This is a genomic window from Embleya sp. NPDC127516 (assembly GCF_044765325.1).
GTDB lineage: Bacteria > Actinomycetota > Actinomycetes > Streptomycetales > Streptomycetaceae > Embleya.
In genome coordinates this window covers 211,846-238,621 of record NZ_JBIWJT010000001.1, presented here as the reverse complement: position 1 = coordinate 238,621, position 26,776 = coordinate 211,846, and the positions used below count along the sequence as shown (strand labels likewise).

At 72.3% G+C, this 26,776-nt stretch carries 23 protein-coding genes; 5 read left to right on the top strand and 18 right to left on the bottom strand.

Going from position 1 to position 26,776, the window contains the following annotated elements:
* Positions 1 to 21 precede the first annotated feature (21 nt).
* Both hemG and hemQ read left to right on the top strand, forming a co-directional pair.
* Positions 22 to 1,494 carry a protoporphyrinogen oxidase gene (gene hemG / locus ACIRL2_RS01050; RefSeq protein ID WP_395859927.1) on the top strand — a complete coding sequence of 491 codons (1,473 nt, stop codon included), beginning with the start codon at positions 22 to 24 and terminating at the stop codon, positions 1,492 to 1,494.
* Positions 1,495 to 1,524: 30 nt separating this feature from the next.
* Positions 1,525 to 2,322 (top strand): hydrogen peroxide-dependent heme synthase, encoded by a 798-nt coding sequence (gene hemQ, locus ACIRL2_RS01045; protein ID WP_395859777.1) that lies wholly within the window; start codon positions 1,525 to 1,527, stop codon positions 2,320 to 2,322.
* 520 nt (positions 2,323 to 2,842) lie between these two features.
* Here the strand turns inward: hemQ and ACIRL2_RS01040 are convergent.
* From ACIRL2_RS01040 to ACIRL2_RS01010, 7 genes are all read right to left on the bottom strand, one after another.
* On the bottom strand, positions 2,843 to 3,238 hold the full coding sequence (locus tag ACIRL2_RS01040; RefSeq protein ID WP_402229215.1) for a hypothetical protein: 396 nt from the start codon (positions 3,236 to 3,238) through the stop codon (positions 2,843 to 2,845).
* Positions 3,235 to 4,047: a DUF692 domain-containing protein gene (locus tag ACIRL2_RS01035; protein ID WP_395859775.1), complete on the bottom strand. Its 813-nt coding sequence runs from the start codon at positions 4,045 to 4,047 to the stop codon at positions 3,235 to 3,237. Before ACIRL2_RS01035 ends, ACIRL2_RS01040 begins: the two co-directional genes overlap by 4 nt.
* Before the next feature lie 96 nt (positions 4,048 to 4,143).
* Entirely contained in the window at positions 4,144 to 5,019 is an 876-nt protein-coding gene (locus ACIRL2_RS01030; protein WP_395859774.1) for a TIGR04222 domain-containing membrane protein, read from the bottom strand.
* A 151-nt stretch (positions 5,020 to 5,170) separates the two neighbouring features.
* Positions 5,171 to 5,581, bottom strand: coding sequence for a peptide-methionine (R)-S-oxide reductase MsrB (gene msrB, locus ACIRL2_RS01025; RefSeq protein WP_395859773.1), 411 nt, complete (start codon positions 5,579 to 5,581; stop codon positions 5,171 to 5,173).
* 86 nt (positions 5,582 to 5,667) lie between these two features.
* Positions 5,668 to 7,092, bottom strand: coding sequence for a UDP-N-acetylmuramate--L-alanine ligase (gene murC / locus ACIRL2_RS01020; protein WP_395859772.1), 1,425 nt, complete (start codon positions 7,090 to 7,092; stop codon positions 5,668 to 5,670).
* A 61-nt stretch (positions 7,093 to 7,153) separates the two neighbouring features.
* On the bottom strand, positions 7,154 to 7,630 hold the full coding sequence (locus ACIRL2_RS01015) for an indole-3-glycerol phosphate synthase (protein ID WP_395859771.1): 477 nt from the start codon (positions 7,628 to 7,630) through the stop codon (positions 7,154 to 7,156).
* Between the two features lie 153 nt (positions 7,631 to 7,783).
* Positions 7,784 to 8,524, bottom strand: coding sequence for a pyrimidine reductase family protein (locus ACIRL2_RS01010; RefSeq protein ID WP_395859770.1), 741 nt, complete (start codon positions 8,522 to 8,524; stop codon positions 7,784 to 7,786).
* Positions 8,525 to 8,555: 31 nt separating this feature from the next.
* Between ACIRL2_RS01010 and zapE the strand changes: the two genes are divergently transcribed.
* A complete protein-coding gene (gene zapE, locus ACIRL2_RS01005; RefSeq protein ID WP_395859925.1) occupies positions 8,556 to 9,602 on the top strand; it encodes a cell division protein ZapE in 1,047 nt (348 codons plus the stop codon).
* A gap of 751 nt (positions 9,603 to 10,353) precedes the next feature.
* The gene (locus ACIRL2_RS01000) at positions 10,354 to 11,214 is read left to right on the top strand and encodes a PPK2 family polyphosphate kinase (protein WP_402229606.1); all 861 of its coding nucleotides are present in this window, start codon (positions 10,354 to 10,356) and stop codon (positions 11,212 to 11,214) included.
* Positions 11,215 to 11,272: 58 nt separating this feature from the next.
* Here the strand turns inward: ACIRL2_RS01000 and treZ are convergent, their stop codons facing one another.
* From treZ to ACIRL2_RS00980, 4 genes are all read right to left on the bottom strand, one after another.
* Positions 11,273 to 13,033: a malto-oligosyltrehalose trehalohydrolase gene (treZ, locus tag ACIRL2_RS00995; RefSeq protein ID WP_402229210.1), complete on the bottom strand. Its 1,761-nt coding sequence runs from the start codon at positions 13,031 to 13,033 to the stop codon at positions 11,273 to 11,275.
* Positions 13,034 to 13,120: 87 nt separating this feature from the next.
* Entirely contained in the window at positions 13,121 to 15,412 is a 2,292-nt protein-coding gene (gene treY, locus ACIRL2_RS00990; RefSeq protein WP_402229207.1) for a malto-oligosyltrehalose synthase, read from the bottom strand.
* A gap of 163 nt (positions 15,413 to 15,575) precedes the next feature.
* Positions 15,576 to 17,690 (bottom strand): glycogen debranching protein GlgX, encoded by a 2,115-nt coding sequence (gene glgX / locus ACIRL2_RS00985; protein WP_395859767.1) that lies wholly within the window; start codon positions 17,688 to 17,690, stop codon positions 15,576 to 15,578.
* Positions 17,691 to 17,855: 165 nt separating this feature from the next.
* Entirely contained in the window at positions 17,856 to 18,059 is a 204-nt protein-coding gene (locus ACIRL2_RS00980; protein ID WP_395859766.1) for a hypothetical protein, read from the bottom strand.
* 588 nt (positions 18,060 to 18,647) lie between these two features.
* On the opposite strand from ACIRL2_RS00980, the gene ACIRL2_RS00975 reads away from it, so the two are divergent.
* Positions 18,648 to 19,772 carry an SAV2148 family HEPN domain-containing protein gene (locus ACIRL2_RS00975; RefSeq protein ID WP_395859921.1) on the top strand — a complete coding sequence of 375 codons (1,125 nt, stop codon included), beginning with the start codon at positions 18,648 to 18,650 and terminating at the stop codon, positions 19,770 to 19,772.
* A 13-nt stretch (positions 19,773 to 19,785) separates the two neighbouring features.
* On the opposite strand, the gene ACIRL2_RS00970 is transcribed toward ACIRL2_RS00975, so the two are convergent.
* The 7 genes from ACIRL2_RS00970 to cysD all read right to left on the bottom strand — a co-directional run bounded on the left by ACIRL2_RS00970 (position 19,786) and on the right by cysD (position 26,774).
* On the bottom strand, positions 19,786 to 20,673 hold the full coding sequence (locus ACIRL2_RS00970) for a phosphotransferase enzyme family protein (protein ID WP_402229205.1): 888 nt from the start codon (positions 20,671 to 20,673) through the stop codon (positions 19,786 to 19,788).
* 24 nt (positions 20,674 to 20,697) lie between these two features.
* Complete coding sequence (locus tag ACIRL2_RS00965; protein WP_402229202.1) at positions 20,698 to 21,435, bottom strand: sirohydrochlorin chelatase; 738 nt, start codon at positions 21,433 to 21,435, stop codon at positions 20,698 to 20,700.
* Positions 21,436 to 21,437: 2 nt separating this feature from the next.
* The gene (locus ACIRL2_RS00960) at positions 21,438 to 22,361 is read right to left on the bottom strand and encodes an ABC transporter permease (protein ID WP_402229200.1); all 924 of its coding nucleotides are present in this window, start codon (positions 22,359 to 22,361) and stop codon (positions 21,438 to 21,440) included.
* Positions 22,348 to 23,145, bottom strand: a complete 798-nt coding sequence (locus ACIRL2_RS00955; protein ID WP_395859762.1) for an ABC transporter ATP-binding protein — start codon at positions 23,143 to 23,145, stop codon at positions 22,348 to 22,350. Before ACIRL2_RS00955 ends, ACIRL2_RS00960 begins: the two co-directional genes overlap by 14 nt.
* An 84-nt stretch (positions 23,146 to 23,229) precedes the next feature.
* Complete coding sequence (locus tag ACIRL2_RS00950) at positions 23,230 to 24,336, bottom strand: ABC transporter substrate-binding protein (protein WP_395859761.1); 1,107 nt, start codon at positions 24,334 to 24,336, stop codon at positions 23,230 to 23,232.
* A 162-nt stretch (positions 24,337 to 24,498) separates the two neighbouring features.
* A complete protein-coding gene (locus ACIRL2_RS00945; protein WP_395859760.1) occupies positions 24,499 to 25,845 on the bottom strand; it encodes a sulfate adenylyltransferase subunit 1 in 1,347 nt (448 codons plus the stop codon).
* A gap of 2 nt (positions 25,846 to 25,847) precedes the next feature.
* Positions 25,848 to 26,774, bottom strand: a complete 927-nt coding sequence (gene cysD, locus ACIRL2_RS00940) for a sulfate adenylyltransferase subunit CysD (protein ID WP_395859759.1) — start codon at positions 26,772 to 26,774, stop codon at positions 25,848 to 25,850.
* Positions 26,775 to 26,776 lie beyond the last annotated feature (2 nt).

The window sequence follows — 26,776 nt, the reverse complement described above, 5'->3', positions numbered from 1 at the left end:
ACCGGTTCCGTGCCCGGGACGATGCTCGTGAGAAGGTGCGGTGTGGACAGTTCGCCGGTGGAAAACGGTCGTCATGTCGTCGTCGTGGGTGGCGGAATCGCCGGTCTCACGGCCGCCTGGGTTCTGCTCCGGGACGGCGATCCGGGGCTGACCGTCACGGTGCTCGAGGGCTCCGCCCGGGTCGGCGGCAAGCTGCACGCCGGCACCATCGCCGGCGTCGCGGTGGACGAGGGCGCCGAGTCGATGCTGGCCCGGCGCACCGAGTCGATCGACCTCGCGCGCGAGGTCGGTCTGGCCGCGGACCTGCGCCCGCCGAGCACCGCGACCGCGTCGTTGTGGACGCGCGGCGCGTTGCGGCCGATGCCGCGCGGGCACGTGATGGGTGTGCCCGGCGACCTGGAACCACTGGCCGCGAGCGGGGTGTTGTCGCCCGCGGGCCTGGCCCGGATCCCGCTGGACCACGCGCTGGCGCCGCACCGCTACGAGGACGACGTCTCGGTGGGCCGCTACGTGGCCGAGCGGGTCGGCCACGAGGTGGTGGACCGGCTGGTCGAGCCGCTGCTGGGCGGGGTGTACGCGGGCAATTCCTACGACATCTCGCTGGCCGCGGCGGTCCCGCAACTGCTTCCGTTCGCGCGCGGCGGCGGGTCGCTGGTCGCGGGTGTGCGCGGGCTGCTGGAGCGGGCCGCCGAGCGACCGGGCGGCCCGGTGTTCATGGGCATCCGAGGCGGCGTCGGGCGGTTGCCGGTCGCGGTCGCGGGCGCGGTGGTGGCGACCGGGCGCGGCGAGATCCGGACCCGGACCACGGTGCGCGCGCTGGAGCGTACGCCGACCGGCTGGCGACTGGTCACCGGACCGACCAGCGCGCCGGTGCCGATCGAGGCGGACGCCGTGGTGCTCGCGGTGCCGGCCGCGCCCGCCGCCCGGCTGCTGCGCCCGCACTCGACGGTCGCGGCGGTCGAACTGTCCTCCATCGAGTACGCCGGAATGGCCCTGGTCACCCTCGCGTTCCGGCGCGCCGACCTGGCGACGGTGCCCGAGGGCAGCGGGTTCCTGGTCCCGCCGATCGACGGCCGGCGGATCAAGGCGAGCACCTTCGCGTCCAACAAGTGGGGCTGGATCGCCGACGCGGATCCGGAGACGTTCGTGCTGCGTACCTCGCTCGGGCGGGCCGGCGAGGAGGCCGTGCTGCAACGCGAGGACGCGGACCTGGTCGCCGACTCGCTCGCCGACCTGCGCGACGCGATCGGCCCGATGGCCGAGCCGATCGACACGAAGGTCACCCGCTGGGGCGGGGGGTTGCCGCAGTACGCGGTGGGCCATCTCGGTCGGATCGCGTGCGTGCGCGACGCGGTGGAGCGGCTGCCCCGGCTCGCGGTGTGCGGCGCGGTGTACGAGGGCGTGGGCATTCCGGCGTGTGTGGCGAGCGCGACGTCGGCCGCGGCCGACGTGCTGGCGCAGCTCGCGAAGCCGCTCGCGCGCCCCGTGCGCTGAGCTCGGACACGGGGGAGAGAGAATCGACCCATGACGCAAAGCACCGCGGAGAACACCCCGGAACCGGTCGACGCCGCCGCAGCCGTGATCGAGGCCGCGCTCACCGACGACGTCCTGGAGGCCGAGGGCGCCCCCACGCCGGCGCGCCGCAAGGCCCGCGACCTCAACCAGGTGATCAGGTACACGATGTGGTCGGTCTTCCGGCTCCGTGAGCCGCTGCCCGGCGGCCGGGCCGGCCTGGCCGGCGAGGTCGAGCAATTGTTCGAGCAGCTGCTGGACAAGGACGTCGTGGTGCGCGGTACCTACGACGTCTCCGGCCTGCGCGCCGACGCGGACATCATGATCTGGTGGCACGCCGAGGACTCGGACTCGCTCCAGGAGGCGTACAACCGCTTCCGCCGCACCGGTCTGGGGCGGCTGCTGGAGCCGGTGTGGTCGAACATGGCGCTGCACCGCCCGGCCGAGTTCAACAAGAGTCACATCCCGGCCTTCCTGGCCGACGAGACCCCGCGCGACTACGTCGCGGTGTACCCGTTCGTGCGCTCGTACGAGTGGTACCTGCTGGAGGACGACGAGCGCCGTCGGCTGCTCGCGGAGCACGGGAAGATGGCGCGCGGCTTCCCGGATGTGCGGGCCAACACGGTGCCCTCGTTCGCGCTCGGCGACTACGAGTGGATCCTCGCCTTCGAGGCCGACGAACTGCACCGCATCGTCGACCTGATGCGGCACCTGCGCGGTTCGGAGACCCGTCGGCACGTGCGCGAGGAGGTGCCGTTCTACACCGGTCGCCGGCACCCGGTCGGCGAGCTGCTCGCCGGTCTGGCCTGAGTCGTCCCCGTGCGGCGGTCGGGCGGCCACGATCGGCCCGACCGCCTCGGGGCGCCGGTACCTAGGACGAGCTGCTCGAACACGAGGACCCGCTCGAACACGAAGACCCGCCGGAGCACGAGGACCCGCTCGAACAGGACGAGCCGCTCGAACACGAGGAGCCCCCGCTCCCGCCGCACGAGGAGTTCCCACCGCACGAGGCGTGGTGGCCGTGCGAGTGGTGCCCCTGCCAGTCGGGGCCGGGCGAATGGTGCGGGTTGTATCCGTCGAACGGGGGCGGGCCCGGCAACCACTGGCCGGGAGGCGGGCCGGAGCCGGGGTGGGGGCCGAACGACGACCCGCCGGGCGGCCGGCCGCCGCCGGGCCCGTACGGCCGGCCGAACGTGCGGCGCATCCGCCGTCTGGCCGCCGCCCGGACGCTCAGGCTCGCCACCAGCGCGCACGTGCCCGCGATGACGAACGGAACCACCATGAACCAGGTCATGCCACCCACCCTCTGTGCGTGATCGCCTGCTCGTACCTACCGGTCGCGCGTCCACGGGCGGAGCCCGAGCCGTGCCCGCCACCGGCCCCACCGGGACGGCTCGCGCGGGATGAACACCTCGGCCAGCGCGGCCGGCAGCGCGTCGCGCTCCCACAGATGGGCCGCGAAGGCGTGCACGTCCGCACGGGTGCCGCCGTCCGCCGGCTTCGGGTGCACCAGGGCCCACGTGATGAACTCGCCCGGCCAGCGCGGGCCCAGGGCCGTCGCCAGCTCGGGCACCGCGCGCAGCGCCGAGTCGCGCCGCTTGGCGGCCAGCGCGCGCGCCTGTGCGCGCACCCGGTCCGGATCGAAGCCGGCCGGCGTGGGCCCGCCCGCGACCAGCGCCGCGAGCAACTCGCTCTGCTGCCGGGCCAGCCGCTCGCGCGCGCTCACGAGCGCACCGCCGTACGGTCGACCACCGCGCGGATCGCGGCCAGTTCGGCGGCCATCTCGCCGGCGGGCGGGAAGTCGGAGTCGCGCTCCAGCAACACGCGCGGCGGCGGGCGCAGCGCGCACAACATCTCCAGCACCTCGAGGATCGGCGCGGTCACCGGGTGCGCGTGCGTGTCGTGCCACAGGCCGCCGCGCTCGACGCCACCGGCGACGTGCACGTACTCGACCGCCTCCAGCGGCAGTTCGACCAGCGCGGCGGCCGGGTCCAGGCCGTGGTTGACCCGTTCGGTGTGCAGGTTGGCCACGTCGATCAGCAGCCGCACGCCGGTGCGCTCGACCAACTCGGTCAGGAACCGCGCCTCGCTCATCTCGTTGCCGGGCCAGGACAGCAGCGTCGCCGGGTTCTCCAGGGCGAGCGGGACCGGCAGTGATTCCTGGGCGATCCGCACGTTCTCCACGACCACCTCGAGCGCGTCCCGGGTCATCGGCGCGGGCAGCAGGTGGCCGGCCTCCATGCCGCCCGCGCGGACGAACGCCAGGTGCTCGCTGACCAGCGGCGACCCCAGCGCCTCGGCGACCTCCGCCAGCCGGGCCAGTCGCGCCGGGTCGGGCCGGTCCGCGCCCGCGAGCCCGAGGCCGACCCCGTGCGGGATCACCTCCACTCCCCGCGCGCGCAACACCCGCAACGACTCCGGCAGGTGCTCCACACACACGTTCTCGGCGACCACCTCGACGAAGTCGACGCCGGCCAGGCGCTCGACGGTCAGGTCGATCTCCGGCCGCCATCCGATTCCCACCGCTGTCCGCATACGCCCAGCATGACGGGCCCGTCTCGGTCCGAAACAGGCGGAGTTCCCTCGGTTCGCCCGGGACCGGGAACCCCGGACGGGAACCGCGGTCGGGCGCTACCCGCCGCAGCCGTCCGCGCTGCCGCCGCAGGAGCCCGCCCGGGCGCCCTGCGGGGACGCGCAGGACGTGCCGCCGCACCACGCCGAGCCCGGGTCCCGGTTGCCGGGGGTGGGCGCGTTGCGGCGGAAGATCTGCTTGACCACCGGGTCGGGGTAGCGGTCCAGACCCCACAGCGCGACCGCGCCGATCCCGTCGGCGCCCAGCGCCGCCACCGCCGCCTCGTCCCGGCGCACCCGGATCAGCCGGCGCGCGGTCGGCGCGGTGGGCACCACCCGCTCACCGAACACGCCGAGCAGCAGCAGGCCCGCGACGCAGGCCTGGACCCCGATCACCGCGAGCAGCAGGCCCACCCACGGCAGCGCGCTCGCCGCCCCGTCGTCGGCGCCCACGAAGCCCGCCACGGCGGTGGCCACACCCAGCGGGATGGTCGCGAACAGCGCCCAGCGGGGCAGTCGGCGTGCCCGCGCGTCCGGCGGCGCGACCAGACCGTCCGCGAACAGCGAGGCGCCGATCGCCTGGATCTCCGCCGAGGCGGCCACCCGCGTGCGCAGTTCGCGCAGCGGCAGGCCGCCGTACTCCTCGTCCAGCACCCGCAGCGGCGCGTCCGACGCCGCGCCAGGCTCGGGTGTGCGGGTGGCGACGACCTGCCCGTCCCGGCTCACGTGCAGGCCGTCGGTGCCGAGCAGGATCAGGATCGACACGTCCGCCGCGCGGGCGGCGCCGCCGGACACGAACGCGTACTCGGTCGGACCCAGTTCGGCCAGGCGCCGTTTGTTCGCCCGCCGGCCGCCGCGCCGGGCGGACCCGATGGCGACGCCGAGCACGAGCGCCGTCCAGACCGAGTACGCGAGGGGTGGCAACCACGGATTCATGGTCCACAGGCTTAGTGGACGAACACGGTCCGCGTGGGGCGATGTGACCTTTGCCGCACCACCCGAAAGCATGTTTGACCGGCGCCTCGCGCGGCCGCCGCCGGCGCGGACGAGGCCGGTGCCGCGGCCGGGAAGGCCGCGGCAGCGCGCGTCACACCGCCGGGTCGGGTTCCAGGGTCAGCGAGATGGAGTTGATGCAGTAGCGCTGGTCGGTCGGCGTCCCGTAGCCCTCGCCCTCGAAGACGTGTCCCAGATGCGAGCCGCAGCTCTTGCAGCGCACCTCGACCCGGGTCATGCCCATCGAGGAGTCCTCGATGTACTCGACCCGGTCCTCGGCCAGCGGCGCGTAGAAGGACGGCCACCCGCAGTGGCTGTCGAACTTGGTGTCGGAACGGAACAGCTCGGCCCGGCACGCCCGACAGCGGTAGACGCCGGTCGTCTTGGTCTCGGTGTACTCGCCCGTCCAGGCGCGCTCGGTGCCCGCCTGGCGCAGCACCCGGAACTCCTCGGGGGACAGCTCGGCCCGCCACTGGTCGTCGGTCTTCTCGATTTCGTAGGCCATGTTCACATCCAACACGCAACGGTGCCGTGACGTTGCCCTCGGGGACGTCACGGCACCGCGGTTGGTCGACCCGGGCCGACCGGGGCTCAGCGCGGGGCGTTGGCGCGGTCGCGGATCGCGTCCAGGATCTCCGGGCCGAGCAGCGTGACGTCGCCCGCGCCCATGGTCAGGATCAGGTCGCCCGGCCGGGCCAGGCCGGCCACCGAACCCGCGACGTCGGACCAGCTGTGCTCGGTGCGCACCAGGCCGCCGTTGTCCAGCGCGGCGTGCGCGATGATGTTGCTGGTCACGCCGGGTTGCGGGTCCTCACGGGCGGCGTAGATGTCCATCACCACCGCGATGTCGGCGGCGGCCAGCGCGCGGCCCATCTCGACGCCGAGCTGCTGCGTGCGGCTGAACAGGTGCGGCTGGTAGACCGCGATCACCCGGCCGGCGCCCACCGCGCCGCGCGCGGTGGCCAGGTCGGCGGCGATCTCGGTGGGGTGGTGCGCGTACGAGTCGATCACCCGGATGCCGCTCTCCTCGCCCTTGAGCTGGAAGCGGCGGCGCACGCCCTGGTAGTTGCCCAGGCCCTCGGCCATCCGCTGCGGCTCGACGCCCAGCGCCAGGCCGACCGCGAGCGCCATCACCGCGTTGGAGGCGTTGTGCCGACCGGGCACCGCGACGGTGAAGTCCAACTCGCCGCCGGCGGCCTTGCCCCGCACGGTGACCCGGCTGCCCAGACCGAGCGACTCGATCTCCACCAGGCGCAGGTCCGCGTGCTCGCGCTCGCCGACGGTGACCACGTTCAGCGTCGGCAGGGACACCGCGAGCCGCTCGCGCAGAGTGAGCGCGCCGGCGTCGTCGGCGGACACCACCAGGGTGCCGCCGGGGACGATCCGGGCGGCGAAGATCTCGAACGCCTCCAGGACGTCGTCCAGCGAGCCGTAGTTGGCGTGGTGGTCCAACTCGACGTTGAGGACGACGGCGACCTCGGGCGCGTACTTGTGGAAGCTGCGATCGCTCTCGTCCGCCTCGGCCACGAAGATGTTGCCGGAGCCGTGATGCGCGTTGCTGCCCGCCTCGTTGAGGTCGGCGCCGATCGCGAAGGACGGGTCCAGACCCAGCGAGGTCAGGCCGACCGCGAGCATGCTGGTCGTGGTGGTCTTGCCGTGCGTGCCGGCGACCGCCACCGAGCGGCGTCCGTCCATCAGCCGGGCGAGCGCGTCCGCGCGGTGCACGATCGGGATGCCGCGCTCGCGCGCGACGACCAGTTCGGGGTTGCTCTCGCGGATCGCGGACGACACGACCACACAGGTCACGTCGTCGGCCACGTTGGCCGCGTCGTGGCCCACGTGCACTGTGCAGCCGAGCTGGCGCAGCGCGAGCACCTGCGTGGAGTCCTTGGCGTCGCTGCCGGACACCCGCGCCCCGCGGATCGCGAGGATCTTGGCGAGCCCGGACATGCCGGCGCCACCGATGCCGACGAAGAAGGGGCTGCCGAGGTCGACGGGCTCGGCGGGGGGTGCCATGAAGCGGGCTCCTTCGAATCGTGGGACCCGGGCGGTTCGGCGCGGGCTCCCCGCGATTGTGTCAGCCCAGATCGTGTGCGAAGAGCTTGAGCACCGGGACACCCACGTTCTGCCGGGCCCGCGAGGCCCAATCGCGATGGAAGACCTCTTCGATGAAGTGCGGGTCGGTGAGCACGATCACCTCGTCGGCGTCGTGCCGCTCGACGATCTGCTTGAGCGTGTCCAGCGGGTCGCGCCCGGGGGTGGTCTCGCCGACCGCGTTCGCGCCGAACGCGCGCAGCGCCGCCACGCTCGCCTCCAGGGTGCGCCGGGCCGCGTCCGCGCCGTCGTCCGGGCCGGGCCGGTCCTCGATGTCCTCCGCGGCCTCGTCCAGCCGGACCAGGGCCACGTCGTCCAGCGCCTGGAGCAGCTTGCGATGGTCGGCCTTGCCGGGCAGGACCACCACGAAGGAGGTCTCGACGCCCTCGTGCAGGCTGGTGACGAACTTGACGTCCGCCTCGTTCAGGACCTTTTCGACGAGCAGCACGATCGTGTACACGCAACACTCCCTTGATCCACGTGAGCCGGCCGCCGGGCCGGTGTCTGAGCCCCGTCTGCCCGGGGGACCACCCTCCCACTCTCCGGATCGGCGACCGTCCGGCGACCGCTCGGAAGCGCTCGGAAGCGCTCGGGACCGCGCGGGGACGATCGCTCAGGGGCGGACGTAGCGGGCGAACAGCGACCCGTCCTCCTCCAGCAGCGAGATCGGGCGCATCGACATCGCGCCGGTCAGGCCGGGGCCCGCCAGGATGCGATCGGCGGGGCCCGCGGTCAGCAGCGGGCTCACGGTCAGGCACAGCTCGTCCAGCCGACCGCACGCGGCGATCTGGGCCAGTACGTGCGGTCCGCCCTCGGTGAGCTGCCGGGTCAGTCCGCGTGCCGCCAGCGCGTCCAGGGCGCTCGGGAAGTCCACCCGGTCCCGTCCGGCCCGGAGCACGTCGCCGTACTCGGCCGCCGCCGCCAGGCCCTCCGGGCGGGCGTTCTCGCAGGTGATCACGATGGTCGGGGTGATCGCCTCGGTGAACAGCGGGGTGGTGAAGTCGATGGCCAGGCTGCGCGAGACGATCGCGATCACCGGTGCCGGGAGCTGCCCGGCGGCGGCGCGCGCGGCGGCGTAGGCGGGCTTGGGCTTCGGCGGCCGGTAGCCCTCGTTGCGCACCGTGGACGCGCCCACCACGATCACGTCGGCCAGGCCGCGCAGCACGCCGAACACGCGTTTGTCCGCCGGTGAGGACAACCCCGCCGACAGGCCGTCGGGGGCCTGCGCGGCGCCGTCCAGGCTGGCCACCATGTTCGCCCGCAGCCAGGTTCGACCGGGGGGATAGGCGTACGCCTCGACGAGGTCGACGTCGGGCTCGGCGGGGGCGCTGGGCACGGGAAGGAGACGGCGCATGCGACCGAGTTTTGCACGGGTCGTAGGCTTGATGATCGTGTCCGTGCCCCACGTCGTGTCGCTCACCCGGCGTCAGCCCAGCGTCCCCGCCGACCGTCTCGTTGCCGAGATGGTTCCGCCGCCGCGCTTCGGCGACGTGCGCTTCGATACCTACATCCCCGATCCGAACCAGCCCGGGCAGGCCGCGGCCGTGGTGCGCCTGGAGCGGTTCGCCGCCGAGCTCAACGGCGACGGCGGGAACGGGAAGCGGCGCTGGTTCCGCCGCGAGCCCGCGGCCGGACCGAGCGGGATCTATCTCGACGGCGGCTACGGCGTCGGCAAGACGCACCTGCTCGCGTCGCTGTGGCACGCCGCCCCCGGGCCCAAGTCGCTGTGCACGTTCGTCGAGCTGACCAACCTGGTCGGCGCGCTGGGCTTCCGGCACACCGTCGAGGCGCTGTCCGGACACCGGTTGTTGTGCATCGACGAGTTCGAGCTGGACGACCCGGGCGACACCGTCCTGGTCTCCACGCTGCTCGGCAAGCTGGCCGACGCGGGGGTCAAGCTGGCCGCGACCTCGAACACGCTGCCGGACAAGCTCGGCGAGGGGCGATTCGCCGCGCAGGACTTCATGCGCGAGATACAGAAACTGTCCGCGCGCTTCGAGGCGCTGCGCATCGACGGCGAGGACTACCGGCACCGCGGCCTGCCCGCCGCGCCGACGCCGGTCGAGGACGACGTGGTCGGTGAGTCCGCCGAGGCCGCGCCCGACGGCGCCGCGCTCGACGACTTCCCCGACCTGCTCGCCCACCTGGCCGGCGTGCACCCCAGCCGCTACGGCGCGATGCTCGACGGCGTCACCGGGATCTTCTGGCGTGGTGTGCGCCCGGTCGGGGACCAGGCGACCGCGCTGCGCCTGGTGGTGCTCGCGGACCGGATGTACGACCGGGAACTGCCGATCGTCGCCTCGGGCGTGCCGTTCGACGAGCTGTTCACCGAGGAGATGCTGGCCGGCGGCTATCGCAAGAAGTACCTGCGCGCGGTATCGCGCCTGGTGGCGATGGCGCGCGACGGCGCGGGTCGCGTCCCGACGCACTGACCGGAGCGGCCGTGCGGGGTCCGGGGTCGGCCGTGCGTCGCGCGGGTGTTGTCCGTGGGCGACCGGTATGCGGGTGAGGCATCATCGGAGCCGGGTCCCGACGACGCGGAGGCAGCGCATGGCGAAGAAGGCCGAACGCAAGAGTGCAGGCAGGGCCGACCGGGACTCGAAGAGGCACGCCCCGGTGGGCCTGGGCGAGGCGCCGCGGGACAAGGCCGCCGCGAAGGCGGCCAAGGCTGCCGCCAAGGCCGCCAAGACCGCCGAGGTGTCGAAGCCCGAGAAGCCCGAGAAGGCTGTAAAGGTCACCAAGGCCGAGAAGGCGCTGAAGGCCGAGCGGGAGCGCCTCGCCGAGCAGGCCAGGGCGGCGCGCAAGGCGGCCAAGAAGGCCGCCAAGGCCCGGGAGGCCGCAGCCGAGCGCGAGGCGGCCGAAGCGGCCGAGGCCGCGAAGGCGGCCAAGAAGCGCGCGAAGAAGGCCGCCAAGCAGGCAGCCGAGCGGGCCGAGGCCGAGCGCGCCGCCGCCGAGGCACTCGGCTTCCCCACGGGTGGACTCGAAACCGGTGGGCTCGAAACCGGTGGCCTCGAAGCGGGTGGTGGCCTGGAGGTGGTCGGGCTCGAATCGGTCGAACTCGAGACGCTGGAACTCGAGACGCTCGTCGAGGAGCGGGCCGAAGCCGCGGACGCCGTCGAGCCGGCGGCCGAGCCCGTGGCCGAGCCGCCCCGGCTCCGGGTCGTCGCCGAGCGGCCCGCCGACATCCCTCGCCCCCGGAGCGACGTACCGTCCGTCCGGGCCGCGCTGCGCCCGACCGGCGGCCCGGTCGACCTGAGCACGATCGACCCGCGCGCGACCCCGGCCTTCGCCGGCGACAAGGCGGACGCGGTCGCCGACATCGCCGCGATGGGCCCGCGACTGGCCGAACTCCAGGAGAAGTTGTACGCGCAGGCGGTGGCCGGTGGTGCGCGGCGCCGGGTGCTGCTGGTGGTCCAGGGCATGGACACCTCCGGCAAGGGCGGCACGGTCAAGCACGTGATCGGTCAGTTCAACCCGTCGGGCTGCCACATCCACGCGTTCAAGGCGCCCACCGAGGAGGAGCTCGGGCACCCGTTCCTGTGGCGGATCCGCAACAACCTGCCGGGACCCGGCCTGATCGGCGTGTTCGACCGCTCGCACTACGAGGACGTGCTGATCGCGCGAGTGCGCAACCTGGTCCCGCGCCAGGTGTGGGCGCGCCGCTACGGCGCGATCAACCGGTTCGAGCAGGGGCTGGCCAAGGACGAGGTGACCGTGGTCAAGGTCTTCCTGCACATCTCGCCCGAGGAGCAGAAGGAGCGCCTGCTCGCGCGGCTGGACAACCCGGACAAGCACTGGAAGTTCAACCCGGCGGACATCGACGAGCGCGCGGTGTGGCCGCAGTACCAAGCGGCCTACGAAGCGGCGCTGGAGAGGTGCGACCTCGACGCGGCTCCCTGGTACGTGGTGCCCTCGGATCGCAAGTGGTACCGCAACTGGGCGATCAGCCGGCTGCTGCTGGAGCACCTCACCGAGGTGGACCCGCAGTATCCGCCGGGCACCTTCGACGTCGAGGCGGAGCGTAAGCGGCTGCTCGACACGTGAGCACGATCGCGCGCGGGTCGGATCGGATCCGGGACGACCCGCGCGCACGCCGACGGTTCTAGCGTGACCCCACACGCACCACCGCGACCGAGGTCGCGGGCAGGCGCAGCGTGGTGCCGACCAGGCCCCGGCGGATCTCCGCGCGGTCGTCCCACGCCGCGACGATCTCGGCCGCGCCGGTGCCCATCGGCAGCGTCGCGGGCTGCTCGGCGAGATTGACCGCCGTACGGAACGCGCCCCGGTGCACCATCAGCCAGCCGGCGGTCTCCTCGAAGGTGACCTGCACCCGGGTCAGGTCCGGATCGGTCAGGTTCTCCCACTCCCGGCGCAGCGCGATCAACCGCTTGTACCAGGCCAGCAGCGCCGCGTGCGGGGCGCGCTCGCGCTCGTCCCAGTCCAGACACGAGTCGCGCACGGTCTGCGGCGACTGCGGGTCCGGGATCTGCGCGGCGTCCCAGCCGTGCGAGGCGAACTCGGCGCGGCGTCCGCCCCGCACCGCCTCCGCCAGCGCGGGATCGGTGTGGTCGGTGAAGTACTGCCACGGCGTGGACGCGCCCCATTCCTCGCCCATGAACAACATCGGGGTGAACGGCGAGGTCAGCACCAGGGCCGCGCCCGCGGCCAGCAGCGCCGGCGGCAGCGTGGCCGAGATCCGGTCGCCGGTGGCCCGGTTGCCGACCTGGTCGTGGGTTTGCAGGTAACCCAGGAAGCGGTACGCGGGCATCCGCGAGGTCGGCACCGGGCGGCCGTGCGTGCGCTCGCGGAACGAGGACCACGTGCCGTCGTGCAGCCAGACCCGGGTGAGCGTCTTGGCGAGCGTGCCCATCGACCCGAAGTCGCCGTAATAGCCCTGCCGTTCACCGGTGAGCAGGGAGTGCAGGGCGTGGTGGAAATCGTCGCTCCACTGGGCCTGGACGCCCATCCCGCCGCTCTCGCGCGGGGTGACCACGCGCGGGTCGTTCAGGTCCGACTCGGCGATCAGGAACAGCGGCCGGCCGGTCGAGGCGGCGAGCTTGTCCACCGCCTCGGACAACTCCTCGAGGAAGGGCACCGCGCGGTTGTCCGCCAGCGCGTGCACCGCGTCCAGCCGCAGCCCGTCCACGTGGTAGTCGCGCAGCCACATCAGCGCGCTGGCGACCAGGTAGGCGCGCACCTCGTCGGAGCCGGGGCCGTCCAGGTTGACCGCCCAGCCCCACGGCGTCTTGTAGCGGTCGGTGAAGTAGGGCCCGAAGCGCGGCAGGTGGTTCCCGGACGGCCCCAGGTGGTTGTGCACCACGTCCAGGATCACGCCCAGGCCGTGCCCGTGGCAGGCGTCCACGAAGCGTTTGAGGCCCTCCGGACCGCCGTAGGGTTCGTGCACCGCCCAGGGGCACACGCCGTCGTAGCCCCACCCGGCCTTGCCCGGGAAGGCGGACACCGGCATCACCTCGACGTGCGTGACGCCCAGGTCGACCAGGTGCTCCAGCCGCTCGATCGCCGCCGCGAAGGTGCCCTCGACGGTGAAGGTGCCGATGTGCAGCTCGTAGACCACCGCGCCGGGCAGCGGCCGGCCGGTCCAGGACTGATCGGCCCACGCGTACGCGGCGTGGTCCACCACCCGGCTCGGGCCGTCCGGACCCTGTGGTTGCCACGGCGAGCGCGGGTCGGGCAGCGGTGTGCTGCCGTCGATCACGAACGCGTAGTCGCTCCCGTGGACCGCGGCCGGCACGTCCGCCTGCCACCACCCCGGCCGGTTCGCGTCCCGCATCGGCTTGCGCCGGCCGTCGACGACGACGTCGAGGGACGACGCTTTCGGAGCCCAGACCTCGAACCTGACCACGATGGTTGTGTCCTTTCCGGGAACGTGCGGGCGAACGTGGCGACGGGTGGCGGCGGATGCGAACGTGCGTGAGCGGGGGCGGCCGGGTCAGCCGCGGGTGAGCAGGGCCACCGGCAGGTTCTCCAGGATGTGCCGCAGCCGGGCCTGGCCGGTGTACGTGTCGCCGGTGAGCGCGTCGACCCAGCGGCCCGGCGGCAGCGGGAGCAGCGCGCCGCCCCAGCCGCCCTTGGCCGCGAGACCGGCCGGCAGTCGGGTCGCCACGGTGATCGCCTCGCCGCCGCGCACGAACGCGATCGCGTAGTCGGCCTCCTTGCCGCGCGCGAGCAGCGGCTCGTAGGCGCCGGCGAACCAGGTCGGATGCTCGCGCCGCAGCCGCAGCGCGGCCGAGGTGACCTTGAACTTGAGCGCGTCCAGCGGGCCGTGCTCGCGGCCGAAGTCGACCGGGGCCCGGTTGTCCGGGTCGACCAGGGTGTACAGCGCCAGTTCGCCGCCCTGGTAGACGTCCGGCACGCCCGGCATGGTGAGCTGGACCAGCTTGGCACCGAGCGAGACGGCGCGTGCGGGACGGTCCAGGTCGGTGACGAACTCGGCGATGTCGGCGGTGAGTTCCTCGTCCGCCAGGACGGCGCGCACGAACGCCTCGCTCGCCTGTTCGTAGTCGGGGTTCGGGTCGGTCCAGGTGGTGGCCCGGGCCGCCTCGCGCATCGCCTTGCGCAGGTAGGCGACGGCCCGGTCGGGGCTCAGCGGCCACGCGCCGACCAGGGTCTGCCACAGCAGGTAGGTGTCGTAGCCGTCCGGCCCGAAGCGGAACTCGGAGCGGTGCGGCCGGGACCAGTCGTTCCACGTGTGCACCCGCTCGGCCCAGTCCTCGGGCACCTCGGCCAGCACCGTGAGTCGGGCCCGCACGTCCTCGCTGCGCTTGGTGTCGTGGGTGCTCAGCGTGGTCATCGTGGTCGGCGACATCCGCGCGCACGCGGCGTGGAAGCCGGCGATGTCCAGGCCGATCGAGTCCGGTGCGCCGCCGACCTCGTTCAGCGAAGTCAGGCCGTACCAACGGTAGAACGCGCGGTCCTCGACGCCCTTGGCCGCGAGCGCCGCCGCCACCTGGCCGAAGCGGGTGCCGAACTCTCCGTCGGCGAGCGCGAGTTCGGCGATCTCCCGGGCCGCTTCGGAGACCTGCCCGGGGACGCCGGTGAGGGCGCGTGCCATCGCCGCGATCGATTCGGGGCCGCCGCCGGGGTAGGGGCGGTAGGTGGGGAACGCGGCCAGCAGCGGCGGCAGCGCGCGGCCGATGTCACCGGCGCCGGCGATCGGTTCGAGTCGGTCCAGGGCCCGTCGCAGTCGGGCGAACTCGGTGGCAAGTCCACCGTCGAGCACCTCGGCCTTGGCCTCCTGGGCGAGATAGTCGAAGCCCTCACGGACGCCGGTCTGCTCGCGGTGCAGTGCGCGCAGCGGCTCGGCGCCCTCGGGGTCGGTGAACAGGGAGTCCACCCGGCGCAGCGCGTCGTAGCCGGTGGTGCCGTCGCAGGCCCAGTCGGCGGCGAGCCGCTCCTCGTCGGCGAGGATCTTCTCCACCACGATCCACGCGTTCGGCGCGGCGGCGCGCAGCCGGTCCAGGTACGCGCGTGGGTCGGCGAGCCCGTCCGGGTGGTCGATCCGCAGGCCGTGCACCAGGCCCTCGTTGAGCAGACGCAGGATGGTCTCGTGGGTGGCCGAGAAGACCTCGTCGTCCTCCTGGCGCAGCCCGATCAGGCCCGCGATGGTGAAGAACCGGCGGTAGTTGAGCTCGGTGTCCGCGCGCCGCCAGTACGCGAGTTCGAAGTGTTGCGCGGCGAGCAGCTCCTCGAGCGCGAGCTTGTCGGTGCCGGCCCGGAGCGGGAACTCGTGGTCGTGGTAGCGCAGCACGTCGCCGTCCACGATCAGCTCGTCGGCGACCTCCTCGACGGGTCCGCCGAGCACGGGCAGCAGGACCCGGCCGTCGTGCCGCGTCCAGTCGATGTCGAACCAGCGGGCGTAGGGCGAGTCCGGCCCGTCCCGCAGGGTCTCCCACAGCGGCCTGTTGAGCGACTCGGGCGTGGGCACCGCCATGTGGTTGGGCACGATGTCCACCACGATGCCCAGGCCGTGCGCGGCGGCCGAGGCGGCGAGCTCGCGCAGGCCGTCCTCGCCGCCCAGGTCGGCGGACACGCGCGAGTGGTCGACGACGTCGTAGCCGTGGGTGGACCCGGGCACCGCCTGCAGGATGGGTGACAGGTGCAGGTGGCTCACCCCGAGCGAGGCGATGTAGGGCACGGCGGCGGCGGCGTCGGCGAACCCGAAGGCGGGTTGCAGTTGCAGCCGGTAGGTGCCGGTGGGGACACGCGAAGGCGACGAGGTCATGCGGACAAGCTTCCCCGGAGGACCACGGGCTACCACCCGCCGGGGTGGTGAAACCTGATCGGACGCGCGTCGGCGGGCTCGGGCGGCGGGGGCGACGCGCCGGCTCGACGAGCCGTGCCCCCGGTCGAGCGCCGGGGGCACCGGTGCGTAGGCGCACGCCCGGTCAGGGCCGTTGCAGCACCACCAGTGAGCGGGCCTCGACCGATTGGCAGGAGCCGCCGTCGACGGTCGCGCGGGTCTTGGGCTCGTGCATCGTGGTCTTGTCGTCGGCGGTGTCGACCACGACCGTCCAGGTCTTGCCCAGGCCGTCGGGGATGGTGAACTCCTCGGCCTCGTGCGAGGCGTTGAACAGGAGCAGGAACGAGTCGTCGGTGATCTTCTGACCGCGCGGGTCGGGCTCGGAGATGGCGTTGCCGTTGAGGAAGACCGCGACGGACTTGGCCGCCGCCGCCCACCAGTCGCCGTCGGACATCTCCTCGCCCGTGGGCGTGAACCACGCGATGTCGGTGAGTTCGTCGTGGGTGCCCTGGACCGACCTGCCGTGGAAGAAGCGCCGGCGCCGGAACACCGGATGCTCTGCCCGCAGCCGGGTCATCATCCGCATGAACTCCAGTTGGTCGGGCTCCTCGCCCTGTGGCCACTTCACCCACGCGAGTTCGTTGTCCTGGCAGTAGACGTTGTTGTTGCCCCGCTGGGTGCGGCCGAACTCGTCGCCGTGCGCGATCATCGGCACGCCCTGGGACAACAGCACGGTGGCGATGAAGTTGCGCTGCTGGCGGGCCCGCAGCGCGAGCACGTCCGGATCGTCCGTCTCGCCCTCGACGCCGTGGTTCCAGGAGCGGTTGTGGCTCTCGCCGTCCCGGTTGTCCTCACGGTTGGCCGCGTTGTGCTTGTCGTTGTAGGACACCAGGTCGTGCAGCGTGAAGCCGTCGTGGCAGGTGACGAAGTTGATCGAGGCGATCGGCCGCCGGCCGTCGTCCTGGTACAGGTCGGAGGAGCCGGTCAGCCGCGAGCCGAACTCGGCCAGTGTGCGCTCCTCGCCGCGCCAGAAGTCGCGCACGGTATCCCGGTACTTGCCGTTCCACTCGGTCCACAGCGGCGGAAAGTTGCCCACCTGGTAGCCGCCCTCGCCCAGGTCCCACGGCTCGGCGATCAGCTTGACCTGGGACACCACCGGGTCCTGCTGGACCAGGTCGAAGAACGAGGACAGCCGGTCCACCTCGTGGAACTGCCGGGCCAGGGTGGCCGCGAGGTCGAAGCGGAAGCCGTCGACATGCATGTCGGTGACCCAGTAGCGCAGCGAGTCCATGATCAACTGGAGCACGTGCGGACTGCGCATCAGAAGGCTGTTGCCGGTGCCGGTGGTGTCCAGGTAGTAGCGCTTGTCGTCGGCGAGCCGGTAGTAGGAGGCGTTGTCCAGGCCGCGGAAGGACAGTGTGGGACCGAGGTGGTTGCCCTCGGCGGTGTGGTTGTAGACCACGTCGAGGATCACCTCGATGCCCGCCGCGTGCAGCGCCTTGACCATCGAGCGGAACTCCTGCACCTGCTGCCCGCGTTCGCCCGTGGACGAGTAGGCCGCGTGCGGCGCGAAGAAGCCGATCGTGTTGTAGCCCCAGTAGTTGCGCATGCCCAGGTCGGACAGCCGGTGGTCCTGGACGAACTGGTGTACCGGCATCAGCTCGATCGCGGTCACGCCCAGGCTCACCAGGTGCTCGATCACCGCCGGGTGCGCCATGCCCGCGTAGGTGCCGCGAATCTCCTCGGGCAGCCCCGGATGGGTGCGGGTCAGCCCGCGCACGTGCGCCTCGTAGATCACCGTGTCGTGGTACTCGGTGCGTGGCGGCCGGTCGTCACCCCAGTCGAAGTACGGGTTGATCACCACCGAGGCCATCGTGTGCGGCCCGGAGTCGGTGGTGCTCATCAGGTCCGGGTGCTCGAACGAGTAGCCGTACATCGACTCGTGCCAGTGCACCTCGCCGCACATCGCCTTCGCGTACGGGTCGAGCAGCAGCTTGTTCGGGTTGCACCGGGCCCCCGAGGCCGGGGCGAACGGGCCCTGGACGCGGTAGCCGTACCGCTGTCCGGGCTGGATCCCGGGCAGGTAGGCGTGCCGGACGAACGCGTCGGCCTCGCGCAGCTCGACACGCCGCTCGGTGCCGTCTTCGTCGAGAAGGCACAACCAGACGCGTTCGGCGGCCTCCGAGAAGACCGCGAAGTTGGTGCCGGCGCCGTCGTACGTGGCGCCGAGCGGATACGGATGACCGGGCCAGACCTGCATGAGCAACCTGCTTTGTCGCGGATCGTGCTTCGGCAGCTTGCAGTCTCCCGTACCGAACCGGATCCATGTGCGAGATCCGCTCCGGCGTCCCCCGGTCGGGTGGAATTCCGGCCCGGGGCGGTGGTCGTGCGCGCCGTCGACTGCGATCGGTTTCGATCGGAACGATCAGATCCAGTCGAGCAGTTCGGCCGCGAGCATCTCGTCCCGGCACGGCCACGGGCCGCCGCACGAGCATCCGGCCTCGTTGGTGCCCGCGACGGTGGTCCGCCGGTGGTGGGCGAAGATGTCCGCGACCACGTCGCGGTACTTGGCGAAATCGTCCTCGGCGCCGTTTCGTCCCGCCGGGATCCTGCTGTTCGTGGCCAACATGACGACCTCCTGGGTGCCACGGTTCCTGCCGCATGAGACGGACCGTCGATCCGTCCCGGTTGCGTCTCGGAACAGGTGGAGGGAAGACCCTCTCCCGTCCGGCAATTGTTCCGGCACGCCGTCGTGCCGCTGGGCAGAAGTTGCCAGAGCGCGTCGAGTCCCCCCAATCGCCTTACGCCATCCGGGTAATCCGCGCGGCTCCATCACTCGAACGGGGTATCCGACCCGGCCCGCGCGGGCTCCCCGAGGCCCCCGGGTTTCGCTATACGCTCGTTCGGTTCCGGCTCGACGACGAACGGATGGGACGCGATGGCCGATCGGGAGTCCGACTCGCCACCCTCGACGACCGAGAATCCTGTGGAGGGGACGAGTACGACCGGCTTCGGTGACCTGGGCGGCCCGCTGCCGGGCGGCGGCGGTGACACCTTCCCGGATCCGTACGCCCCCTACCCCGACGGCGAGTCCTCGGCCGGGACGGCCGGGCTCACCGACACCGGCTCGTTCGCGATCGACCCGGGAGCGCTGCCCGGCCCCCGGCACGCGATCGTCGACACCGCCGTCCTGGACGGCTCCGGCCCGCCCGACCCGATGCCCGGGATAGACCCCGCGACGCTCACCTGGACCGAGGAGGACTGGGCCGGCGCGCTGCTGCGGGCCCGCCGGGCGGGTCGGGCGTACGTGTACCTGAACCTGATCGAACAGCGGCTGCGCGCGGTGATCGGCGCGGTGCTCATCCCGGTCTACGGCCCCGGCGAACACCCCCACGACGACGGCGCCTGGGTGCTGGCCGCGGCCGGCAACGCGCAGAACGAATGGGTCGAACGCGCCGAGGCGGTACGGGAGATGAGCCGCCGCCGCGGATACATCGTGGACCCGGCCGACGACGAACTGATCGCGTTCCTGACCCTGCCGCAACTGCGCGAGCTGATGGTGCGCAACTGGTGGTGCTTCGAACCGTTCCTGCCGGACCGGCGCAAGCTGGAACGCGCCCTGGAAGAGGTCGAGATCGGCCGGCACATCGTGGCCCGCAACCGGGTGTTGTCGCCGGATGTGCTGGCCCAGGTCGAACGCGCGTGCCTGCGGGTGCTGGCGATGCTGGACGGCCCGCTCGCCGACCGGGGCGACCGCAGGCTGGCGCTGGACGCGGTGGAGGAGCTGTTCGCCGGGCGCTACGCGGACGTGGTCGGGGTCTTCCAGGACCGCTCGGCGCTGCAACGCCGGTTGCCGTTCGCCGACCTGGTGGACGGCGCGCGCGGGATCGACGCGATGGGCGTGTCGCTGAACCTGCTGTGCCAGAACTACTCCGGGCGCGATCTCGCCCGGCTGGGCGCGAGCGGCTGCGAGATGCGGCTGTTGTTCCTGAACCCGGCAGGCGACGCGATGAAGCAGCGGGAGCGGGACGAGGGCATCAAGAAGGGGCTGCTGTCCCGGATGACCACGCTCAACATCCTGCACATGCGCCGGATCCGCTCGAAGCTGCGCGAGCCCAGGCGGATCGAGATCCGGCTGTACGACGAGGCGCCTCGATTCGGCGCCTACCTGGTGGACGGCGACGTCGGCCTGGTCCAGCCGTACCTGCGGCACGCGCGCGGGATCGAGTCGCCCGCCTTCGTGCTGCGCGCCGACGCGGCGGGCGACACGGTGCGCGGGCTCTACCCGTTGTTCCAGGAAGAGTTCGAGCAGCAGTGGGCGGACAGCAAGCGCACCTCGTGAGCGCCCGCGGCGCTCAGAACGCGTGCCAGCGGGCGTCCAGGTCGCCGGTGCGCAGCGTGCGGACCCGGTGGTGGAACTCCTCCTCCGCCGCCGGGTTGCCGGGCACGTGCTGGGCGACCCAGGCGGTGGCGGCCAGTTCGCGGGTGTCGCGCAGCACCGGGTAGCCGGGCCAGTCGGTGACGTCGAAGCCGTACTTCTTCGCGAACCGTCGCTCGGCGCCGTCGGGCAGGCCGTAGCGCATGGCGGACAACGGGGTGGGCACCAGGTCGAACTCGCGCAGGTCGTGGGCGACCGTCTCCCAGTCCAGCAGCAGTGCCCGGCCGCCGTGCACGCCGACGTTGCGCAGCAGCGCGTCGCCGTGGATCAGGCCGCGCGGCAGCGTCGGGGTCAGCTCGCGGCAGGCCGCCTGAAGCGCGTCGCGGCGGGCCAGCAGAAAGCGGCGATCCTCCAACCCCACCGCGGCGTCCGCGGAGTCCAGCCAGGTCTCCACGAGCGCGAGCGGCTCCCGGGCGGGCAGCGCGAACGGCGGCGCGGGCAGCGCGTGCAGCTTCTTGAGCAGTTTGGCCAGGTCGACGATGTCCGGCTCGCGCTCGGCCGGCGAGAGCAATTGCCAGAAGGTGACCGGACGGCCGTCGATCGACACCGGCTGCGGGTCGACGCCCGCCGCCGGTCGCACCGCGGGGAAGTCCTGTTCGGCGAGCCAGCACGCGACCGCGATCTCGCGGCGGGCCCGCTCGGCCATGTGCGCCCCGCGCGCGACCCGGACCACCAGGCCCGGACCGGGCAGCGCGAACACCGCGTTCTCGCCGAAGGCGAGCAACGTGGCGCCGGCGGACGGCACTCCGACCTTCGCGCACGCGCGTACGAGTACCGAACGTTCGCCGGCCACCGAGTCGATCACGCCGGTGATGGTACCGGTCTCGGGTCAGGCGGAGAGCCGGGATCGCGACGGCAGCGCCGCGTCGTAGCGGTCGAGCACCAGACGGGCGATCTCGTCGGTGTCCGCGACCGGCTCGGTGATCGGGTCGGCGCCCGCCGCCGCGGCCTGCTCGCGGATCCGGTCAGGCAGGATGCCCGGCGCCAGCATGCAGGACGCGACGACGATCCGCTCGGCGCCCAGAGCGCGCAGATCGGCGACCGCGGCGCCGATCGTGGAGCCCTGGTGGACGGAGGCGAACGCGGGGACCACGGCGCACCAACCGGTGCGCCGCCACTCCCGCGCGACAATGGTGATCACCGCGTTCGCCTCCGGGTCGGTGGAACCGGCGGTGGCCAGGACGACGCCGTAGCGGCCGTCGCCCAGCCGTACCCCGGCCTCGCGCATGCGCAGGTCCAGGGCGGCCAGCAGGAGCGGAGAGGGGGCCAGTGTGGCCGCCTGACGCACGGTCAGGCGGGTGTGTCGCAGTACGTCGGGCACGTCCTGCTTGGCGTGGAACGCCGGGGTGAACAGCAGCGGCACCGCGACCACCGCGTCCGCACCGGCGTCGGCCAGTTCGTCCAGGCGCTCGGGTACCCGCGGGCCGCAGTGGTCCAGGTAGCCGATCTCCACCCGCAACCCCGGCCGCAGCGCGCGAACGCGTCCGGCCAGGGCGGCCATCGCCTCGGCGTGCCGAGGGTCGCGGCTGCCGTGCGCGACGGCCAGGAGCGGGGGAGCGGGGCGCATGGCTACTTCCCCGCGACCAGGCCGCGCTGGCGCAGCACGAGGCGTTCGATGGGGGTGAAGACCAGCATCTCGATGCCGATGCCCACGATCAGGATCATGAACACCGCCGTCAACATCATCGGCATGTCGCCCAGGTCTCGTCCCTGGTCCATCAATTGGCCCAGCCCCGAGCCCAGTTCGGGCCCTGCGGCGATCAGCTCCGCGGCCATCAGCGAGCGCCACGAGAAGGCCCAGCCCTGCTTGAGACCGGCCACGTAGCCGGGCAGTGACGCGGGCAGCATGACGTGCCACACGCTGTTCAGGCCGCGCGCGCCGAGCACCCGGCCCGCGCGCAGGTACAGCGGCGGGATCTGATCGATCCCGGCCACCAGGCCGTTCGCGATCGAGGGCACCGCCCCGAGCAGCACGACCGCGTAGATGGCGCTGTTGTTCAGTCCGAACCAGATCACCGCCGGCGGCACCCACGCCACCGAGGGCAGCGACTGGAGACCGGAGAGGATCGGGCCGATCGCGGCCCGGATCCAGCTCACCCGGGCCACGATCAGGCCCAGCGGGGTGCCGATCGCGACCGCGATCAAAAAGCCCAGGATGCCCCGGGACAGGCTCGTCCACAGGATGTCGAAGACGGTGCCCTTCTTCCACTGCACCATGAACGCGTCCCACACGTCCTGCGGGCTGGGCAGTGCGTAGCGGGGCTTGATCTCCATCGAGTAGGCGATCTGCCAGGCGGCCAGCACCAGCAGGATCGCCAGGATCGGCGGGAGCACCTTCTCCAGCAGGACGCGGGAGAACGGCTTGCGCTCCTTCTCGTAGCTCTCCAGCGCGTCCAGACCGGCCTCGAGCCCGGCCAGGTCCTCCTCGACATGGGCCTTGCCGGCGTCGGCCTCGATCTCGGGGGCGGACTTCGTCAGATCAGGCGCGGCCATGGCGGCGGATCTCCCCTCGCAACTCGTCGGTGATCTCCACGGACAGCTCGGACACGCCGGTGGACTCGATCCGGCGCGGCTGTGGAATGTCGATCTTCCACTCCCGGGCGATCCGACCCGGGCGCGAGGACATCAGCACGACCCGCTGGGCGAGTCGCACCGCCTCGCGGACGTTGTGCGTCACGAACACCACCGAGCGGCCGGTCTCCGCCCAGATCCGGGTCAGCTCGTCGTGCAGCACGTCGCGGGTGATCGCGTCCAGCGCGGCGAACGGCTCGTCCATCAGCAGCAGATCGCCGGCCTGCGCGAGCGCGCGGGCCAGCGCCACCCGCTGGCGCATGCCGCCGGACAACTCGTGCACGCGCTTCTTGTGCGCGCCGCCGAGCCGGACCAGCTCCAGCAGCGCGTCGGTCTCGGCGCGCCGCTGGTCGCGGGGGACCCCGCGCAGTTTCAGGGCCAGCTCGATGTTCTTGCCCGCGGTCAGCCACGGGAACAGCGCGTGGTCCTGGAACATCAGCGCGGGGCGGTCGCCGGAGACCTCGATGGTGCCCGAGGTGGGCCGGTCCAGGTCGGCGATCAGGTTGAGCAGGGTGGACTTCCCGCAGCCCGACGCGCCCAGGAGGCAGACGAACTCGCCCGGGGCGACGGTCAGGTCGATGCCGTCCAGGACGGGCGTGCCGCCGCCTCGGCCGAAGATCTTGGTGACCTGGTCAAGGCGGACCGCGAAGCCGGTCTCGACAGGGGTCGTGGCCTTGGTCGTGGCCTCGCTGATGGTCTGGGTCATGTCCGGATCACCTCTCTCGGTGGGCGCGTCGGGCGGGGAAGGGCTCGGTCGGGCACGGTCGCCCGGGTCGAAGCGGCGCGAACGCTACTTCTTCGGGCCCAGGCCCCCGTCGGAGACCGCGGGCTTGCCGCTCGCGGTCAGGACCTTGTTCAACAGAGTGAGGTCATAGATGCCGTGGATGTCGAGCTTCTTGGTCACACCGACCGCGACGCCGTCGTCGGAGAGCTTTTGCAGCGAGGCCGCGAGCGGGTCGTTGGTGATCGAGATGTTCGGCCAGGCCGTGTCGAGCACATTCTGCGCGAGCGGCTTGCCGGCGTACTCGGCGATCTTCGCGTTGACCGCGGTCTTGGCCTTGTCCTGGTTGCTCGCGGCCCAGTCGTTCGCCGCGACCTGGCCCTTGAGCAGCGCCTCGATGGTGTCCGGGTGCTCCTTGAGGAACTTGGTGGACACGATCAGGTCGGTGGTGACGAACTTGCCGTCGGGCCACAGCGTGCGCTCGTCCACCAGGACCTTGGCGTTGGCCTCCAGCACCAGCCGGGTGGCCCACGGCTCGGGCAGCCAGGCGCCGTCCAGGTCGCCCTTCTGGAACGCGGCCAGGGTCTGCGCGTTGTCGGTCGGCACGACGCTGACGTCGCCCTTGCCGGAGGTGTCCACGCTGTAGCCGGCCTTGGTCAGCCACGCACGCAGCGCGACGTCCTGGGTGCCGCCGAGCTGCGGCGAGGCGATCTTCTTGCCCTTGAGGTCGGCCGGCCCGTTGATGCCGGGCTTGACCACCAGCGACGCGCCGCCGGAGGTGGCGCCCGCCACGATCCGCAACAACTCGCCGTTGGTGCTGGTGAAGCCGGAGATGGACGGGTTCGGGCCGATGTACGTCGCGTCGATCGAGCCGCCCTTGAGCGCCTCGATCGCGGCCGGTCCGGCGTTGAACACCTGCGGCTTGATCTCGGTGCTCCCCAGCTCCTTGGCGAAGAAGCCCTCGTTCAGACCGATCAGCGGCGTCGCGTGGGTGACGTTGGCGAAGAAGCCCAGGCGGATCTGCGAGGCCGAGGTGCCCGCCTTCGCGCCACCGGATGCCGGCGCCGCGCCCGCGGCCGGCGTGTTCTTCTTGTCGTCCTTCTTGTCCTCGCCGTAGCCGCACGCGGACATCGCGAGCAGCGGCAAAAGGAGGGCGGCGGTGAAGCCGGTACGCATCGATCTACGACGGTTTGTCCTGAAAACGGACATGCGGGGACCTTCCCTCGGGCCCGCGCCGTTGTGCGCGGGCCGGGACGACGTGTGTGGTGGACGGCGGCGGACGATGTCTGGGTACAACTGACGGAGCGTCAAAAGCGGGTGGTCACACCCGCGATCGAGTCAGCCGTGACATCGACCCGGCGCGGGGAACGCGGCGCCGGCCATGCCGGCGGTGAGCGTCGAGCCGTCGGCCTCGTCGATCAACAGGAAGGATCCGGTACGGCGACCGACGGCGTAGTCGTCGAGCGCGAGCGGCTGCGCCGTGCGCAGGACGACCCGCGCGATGTCGTTGGCGCGCAGTTCGGTCAGGTGGCGCTCGTGGCCCAGCACGCCGTCGATGGGGGCGTTCAGGTCCAGGCGGTAGGCGATGTCCTTGACGATCGCCTTGACCGTGCGCGTGGTGTGCTTGAGCAGGACCCGGTCGCCGGCCCGCAGCGGGCGGTCGGCGACGTGGCACACGGTGGCCTCGACGTCCTGGGTGGGCCGCGGCGCCGAGTCCACCGGCGCGATCAGGTCGCCGCGCGAGATGTCCACGTCGTCGGCCAGCCGCAGGGTGATCGACTCGCCCTGCCGGGCCTGGCGCACCGAGACGCCGAGCCGGTCGATGCCCGCGACCGAGGTGCGCTGTCCGGACGGCAGCACCACGACCTCGTCGCCCTCGCGGAACACCCCGGAGGCGACCTGGCCGGCATAGCCGCGGTAGTCGCGGTACTCGTCGTCCGACTGCGGCCGCAGCACGTACTGCACCGGAAAGCGCGCCGGTTCCAGCGTCGGGTCGCTCTCCACCGGCACCGTCTCCAGGTACTCCAGCAGGGTCGGCCCGGAGAACCAGTCCATGTGCGAGCTGGGGTCCACCACGTTGTCGCCGCGCAGCGCGGAGACCGGGATCGAGCGCACGTCGGGCACACCGAGCGCCTCGGCGTACTCGGTGAACGTGTTCGCGACCTCGGCGAAACGCTCCTCGCTGTAGTCGACCAGGTCCATCTTGTTCACCGCGAGCACCACGTGCGGCACCCGCAGCAGCGCCGCGACGGCCGCGTGCCGGCGGGTCTGCTCGACCACGCCGTTGCGCGCGTCCACCAGCACCACGGCAAGCTCCGCGGTGGAGGCGCCGGTGACCATGTTGCGCGTGTACTGCACGTGGCCCGGTGTGTCGGCGAGGATGAACCGGCGCCTGGCGGTGGCGAAGTAGCGGTAGGCGACGTCGATGGTGATGCCCTGCTCGCGCTCGGCCCGCAGCCCGTCGGTGAGCAGCGCGAGGTCGGCCTCCTCCTGGCCGCGCTCGTTGCTGACCCGGGTGACCGCCTCCAACTGGTCGGTGAGCACCGACTTGGAGTCGTGCAGGAGCCGACCCACCAGGGTGGACTTGCCGTCGTCGACGGAGCCGGCGGTGGCCAGCCGGAGCAGACCCACGCGCTCGTCCGCGGACGGCGCGGCGTCCGGCGAAATCTCGGATGTCCCACTCATGGCTAGAAGTACCCCTCGCGCTTGCGGTCTTCCATCGCGGCCTCGGACATCTTGTCGTCCGCGCGCGTGGCCCCCCGTTCGGTCAGCCTGCTCACCGCGATCTCGGCGATCACGTCCGCCACCGTCGTGGCGGGGGAGTCGACGGCGCCGGTGCAGCTCATGTCGCCGACCGTGCGGTAGCGCACCACGCGCCGCACCGTCTCCTCGTCGGCCTTCGGCCCGCCCCACTCGCCGGGCGAGAGCCACATCCCGTTGCGCTCGAAGACGTCCCGCTCGTGCGAGAAGTAGATCCGCGGCAGCGCGATCTTCTCCCGCTCGATGTACTGCCACACGTCCAGCTCGGTCCAGTTCGAGATCGGGAACACCCGCACGTGCTCGCCCACGCGGTGCCGGCCGTTGTAGAGCTGCCACAGCTCGGGCCGCTGCCGGCGCGGGTCCCACGCGCCGAACTCGTCGCGCAGCGAGAACACCCGCTCCTTGGCCCGGGCCTTCTCCTCGTCGCGCCGACCGCCGCCGAACACCGCGTCGAAGCGGTTGGACTCGATCGCGTCCAGGAGCGGCACGGTCTGCAACGGGTTGCGGGTGCCGTCCGGGCGCTCGCGCAACCGGCCGTTGTCGATGAACTCCTGCACGCTCGCCACGTGCAGCCGCAGGTTGTGCTCGGCCACCACGCGGTCGCGATACTCGATGACCTCGGGGAAGTTGTGCCCGGTATCGACATGAAGGAGCGCGAAGGGGACCGGCGCGGGCCAAAAGGCCTTGCGCGCCAGGTGCAGCATCACGATCGAGTCCTTGCCGCCGGAGAACAGGATCACCGGCTTCTCGAACTCGCCCGCGACCTCGCGGAAGATGTGCACGGACTCGGCTTCCAACGCGTCCAGGTGGGTCAGGGCCCCGGGTGCGGTGCCCTTGTCGATCGTCGTGGTCACGC

Bases quoted from the DNA above. Each gene is read 5' to 3' on its own strand.
- hemG (WP_395859927.1), top strand. From the start codon at position 22: ATGCTCGTGAGAAGGTGCGGTGTGGACAGTTCGCCGGTGGAAAACGGT.
- hemQ (WP_395859777.1), top strand. From the start codon at position 1,525: ATGACGCAAAGCACCGCGGAGAACACCCCGGAACCGGTCGACGCCGCC.
- ACIRL2_RS01035 (WP_395859775.1), bottom strand. From the start codon at position 4,047: ATGCGGACAGCGGTGGGAATCGGATGGCGGCCGGAGATCGACCTGACC.
- ACIRL2_RS01030 (WP_395859774.1), bottom strand. From the start codon at position 5,019: ATGAATCCGTGGTTGCCACCCCTCGCGTACTCGGTCTGGACGGCGCTC.
- msrB (WP_395859773.1), bottom strand. From the start codon at position 5,581: ATGGCCTACGAAATCGAGAAGACCGACGACCAGTGGCGGGCCGAGCTG.
- murC (WP_395859772.1), bottom strand. From the start codon at position 7,092: ATGGCACCCCCCGCCGAGCCCGTCGACCTCGGCAGCCCCTTCTTCGTC.
- ACIRL2_RS01010 (WP_395859770.1), bottom strand. From the start codon at position 8,524: ATGCGCCGTCTCCTTCCCGTGCCCAGCGCCCCCGCCGAGCCCGACGTC.
- zapE (WP_395859925.1), top strand. From the start codon at position 8,556: ATGATCGTGTCCGTGCCCCACGTCGTGTCGCTCACCCGGCGTCAGCCC.
- treY (WP_402229207.1), bottom strand. From the start codon at position 15,412: ATGACCTCGTCGCCTTCGCGTGTCCCCACCGGCACCTACCGGCTGCAA.
- glgX (WP_395859767.1), bottom strand. From the start codon at position 17,690: ATGCAGGTCTGGCCCGGTCATCCGTATCCGCTCGGCGCCACGTACGAC.
- ACIRL2_RS00980 (WP_395859766.1), bottom strand. From the start codon at position 18,059: ATGTTGGCCACGAACAGCAGGATCCCGGCGGGACGAAACGGCGCCGAG.
- ACIRL2_RS00975 (WP_395859921.1), top strand. From the start codon at position 18,648: ATGCCCGGGATAGACCCCGCGACGCTCACCTGGACCGAGGAGGACTGG.
- ACIRL2_RS00965 (WP_402229202.1), bottom strand. From the start codon at position 21,435: ATGCGCCCCGCTCCCCCGCTCCTGGCCGTCGCGCACGGCAGCCGCGAC.
- ACIRL2_RS00960 (WP_402229200.1), bottom strand. From the start codon at position 22,361: ATGGCCGCGCCTGATCTGACGAAGTCCGCCCCCGAGATCGAGGCCGAC.
- ACIRL2_RS00955 (WP_395859762.1), bottom strand. From the start codon at position 23,145: ATGACCCAGACCATCAGCGAGGCCACGACCAAGGCCACGACCCCTGTC.
- ACIRL2_RS00950 (WP_395859761.1), bottom strand. From the start codon at position 24,336: ATGCGTACCGGCTTCACCGCCGCCCTCCTTTTGCCGCTGCTCGCGATG.
- ACIRL2_RS00945 (WP_395859760.1), bottom strand. From the start codon at position 25,845: ATGAGTGGGACATCCGAGATTTCGCCGGACGCCGCGCCGTCCGCGGAC.